The 2,995-nt window shown below is 41.9% G+C and carries 3 protein-coding genes; all 3 read left to right on the top strand.

Annotated features, from left to right (window positions below; translation table 11 throughout):
- Window positions 1-228: 228 nt before the first annotated feature.
- The 3 genes from ACE1CD_RS32485 (at window position 229) to ACE1CD_RS32475 (ending at window position 2,804) form a co-directional block, all read left to right on the top strand.
- On the top strand, window positions 229-621 hold the full coding sequence (locus ACE1CD_RS32485) for a hypothetical protein (protein WP_374790055.1): 393 nt from the start codon (window positions 229-231) through the stop codon (window positions 619-621).
- Window positions 614-2,512, top strand: coding sequence for an SUMF1/EgtB/PvdO family nonheme iron enzyme (locus ACE1CD_RS32480; protein ID WP_374827390.1), 1,899 nt, complete (start codon window positions 614-616; stop codon window positions 2,510-2,512). Before ACE1CD_RS32485 ends, ACE1CD_RS32480 begins: the two co-directional genes overlap by 8 nt.
- 91 nt (window positions 2,513-2,603) lie before the next feature.
- Window positions 2,604-2,804, top strand: a complete 201-nt coding sequence (locus ACE1CD_RS32475; protein ID WP_374827389.1) for a hypothetical protein — start codon at window positions 2,604-2,606, stop codon at window positions 2,802-2,804.
- The last annotated feature ends 191 nt before the right edge of the window (window positions 2,805-2,995 follow it).

Here is a 2,995-nt window from a genome sequence, read left to right as displayed (position 1 = left end):
GTGTTGGGTTTCGTTCCTCAACTTGTCAGAAATTAAGAGATTTGTTGAAGTAGGTTGGGTTGAGTGCAGCGAAACCCAACAATTATAGTTAGTAGTGTGTTGGGTTTCGTTCCTCAACCCAACCTACGTTTATATACATTTATGGATACAATGCAGACGATCGCCATACCGAGTGATATTCTGAAATAATATCCCCCATCCCATCAAAACAAACACAGATTAACGTGCATGGCAGAAAATACACCAAAACATATTTGGGTAATTACAGGAGAAACTGTATCGGTTGATACCGATTCTAGAGCAGGAAGCTACAGGGGTGGACTCATCACTAGAGATGATGATGATGATGACCCCGTGGAAGTGCAAGTCGAGGTGGTGGACGCCGCGAAGCCTGTCGAGGTGGAAAAACTCAAACGGGAGATGAAGGGGTTTTTGCAGGCGATGCGAGAAATACTCGATGAAGCTGATGCGCCTAGTTCTAAAATGCAGTTGGATGAAGTCGAGTTATCGGTGGAAATCAACGGGGAAGGACAGGTGAAGCTGTTCGGAGTTGGTGGGAAAGCGGGAGGAAAAGGGGCGATGACTCTTAAGTTTAAGCGCAGGCAGAGCGATAATGGTTAATTGGGCGATTGTAGTTGGCATCAATAATTATCATCGTTCGCAAGATCTCAATTACGCTAAGCGGGATGCTGAGGCGATGCGGGATTGGTTTGTCAAGGAAGCTAAATTTGAGAGAGTTTTCCTGTTTACCGAAGATTCCCCACCAATTTCATTTAGAAATAATAAGCCCATCATCACTCAACCGACTTACCTTAACTTGCGGACATTTTTGCGGGTGCAGTTTGAGAAACGTATCGATGAAAAAGAAAAAGATAAAAATAAACAGGAGAAAACTTTATTACAATCAGGAGATAATCTTTGGTTCTTTTTTGCAGGTCACGGTATCCGCGCCTTTGATGGTGATTACTTGATGCTGTTGGATAGCGACCCAGATGATATAGAAAGGTCTGCTATTTCGGTTAATTATGTGACCGAACGTTTGCGTTCTTCTGGTGCTGGTAATGTGATTTTATTTTTAGATGCCTGTCGGAATGAGGGAGGTAGAAATTCTTTAGGTATTGGTGATGAAAAGCATCAAGGAGTCGTTACTTTTTATTCCTGTTATCCCAGTCAAAAATCTTATGAAATAAAGGAATTAGAACATGGTTCGTTTACAAAAGCTTTGCTAGAAGGATTGCGAATTCAAGGTGAAAATAATTGTGCAACTGTCGAGAGATTAGAGCGATATTTGCAGCAACGAGTTCCAGAAATAAATCAAAAATATCGTCAACCAACGCAGTTTCCTTATGTTAAACCAGAACCGGGCAAGAAACTCTACTTAATTTTGCTCCCTAAATTTGCCAATTTTCAAGATATAATTACTTTGAAGAACAATGCTTTCAAAGCAGAGATAGAAGGAGATTTAGAATTAGCGGAACAATTATGGACGCAGTTGATTTTATCTTTTTCGGACTCGGAAGCTTTAGCGGAATTGAAAAGGATTTGGATAAAACAACTGTCTTCGGTTTCTGTTTTTCCACCAATAACTCAAGCAACAGGTGGAAGGTCGCCTTCGGAACTTGATGACCGAACTGATTGGTTTGAATTTGAAGTTGTGCAAGTAAATATTAAAGGTGAAATCGAGAAAAGAGTAAAGCAGAAAGCGAGATTTTTCTCAGAAGATTTAGGTAATGGTGTCACGCTGGATATGGTTTACATTCCCGGTGGTACTTTTACAATGGGTTCACCGGAAAGTGAAGAAAGATATGAAGGTTATGATGGACGAGAAGAACCTCAGCATCAAGTTACAATTCAACCCTTTTTCATGGGAAAATATCCCATCACGCAAGCACAATGGAAAGCAGTAGCTTCGTTGCCAAAAGTAAATATAGAACTAAATCCAGATCCATCTAGATTCAAAGGTCAAAATCTTCCAGTCGAGAGAGTTTCGTGGTATGATGCAGTAGAGTTCTGCGATCGCCTCTCCCAAAAAGCCAAACGGGAATACCGCCTACCCGGTGAAGCTGAATGGGAATATGCCTGTCGCGCCGGAACGACTACGCCATTTCATTTTGGCCAGACAATTACCACCGATTTGGCTAATTACCGAGGTACAGATTACGAAGAGTTAAATTGGTCAGGATCTTACGGTCAAGGCCCAAAGGGAATTTACCGCGAAAAAACTACCCCTGTTGGTAGTTTCAAAGTAGCTAATGCCTTTGGTTTATTTGATATGCACGGCAATGTTTGGGAATGGTGTGCTGACCATTGGCATGAAAATTATCAGGAGAAGCCTGAAGATATAACTATATGGTTATCTAGTGATGATAATGAATTACGGCTGCTGCGCGGTGGTTCGTGGTACAGCAATCCCGTTCACTGCCGTTCGGCTTATCGCAACTCCTGCGATGCGGGCCTCAGTCGCCTCAACTACGGTTTTCGGGTTGTGTGTGCTGCGGCGTGGACTCTGTAGCCCTTTATACTTTTGTCCTATTGCCCTTTTCCCTTTTTTTCTTTACCCTTTCCGCCGAAGGCGGTAAAAAATTTTTTTTGAAAAATGAGCAATGAGCGAGTTACCGATTATCCAGAAAACCTACGATTTAATTAAGTGGTATGTCCCGATTCTGAACCGCTTACCCCACAGCCATAAGTTTATGTTGGGGGACAGAATGATTACTGGGCTATACGATTTGCTGGATACGCTGATTATAGCAAAATATTCCTCCGATAAACTAACATTGCGAGAACACCAAAATTATATTTAACCTCTTCTCCAACCCCTCTCCTACAATGAGAAGAGAGTAAAAGATTAGGTACGTAGTTGGGCTTCAGCCCACTTATCCCTCGAATAAGATGGCGGAAGCCCAACAACGTAACAGCATAGCAGCGCGAATATTATTACTAGCAAAATGCGGGAATATAATATTCGGTTACAGCAGTCGATAAAAAAATCAAT

Origin of the sequence: Aerosakkonema sp. BLCC-F183, assembly GCF_041929145.1 — a bacterium.
Taxonomy (GTDB): Bacteria; Cyanobacteriota; Cyanobacteriia; order Cyanobacteriales; family Aerosakkonemataceae; genus Aerosakkonema.
This window is presented reverse-complemented; position numbering and strand designations above follow the sequence as displayed.

What these genes read in the sequence shown, in the direction of transcription:
- ACE1CD_RS32485 (WP_374790055.1), top strand. Translation starts at nt 229, where the DNA reads ATGGCAGAAAATACACCAAAACATATTTGGGTAATTACAGGAGAAACT.
- ACE1CD_RS32480 (WP_374827390.1), top strand. Translation starts at nt 614, where the DNA reads ATGGTTAATTGGGCGATTGTAGTTGGCATCAATAATTATCATCGTTCG.
- ACE1CD_RS32475 (WP_374827389.1), top strand. Translation starts at nt 2,604, where the DNA reads ATGAGCGAGTTACCGATTATCCAGAAAACCTACGATTTAATTAAGTGG.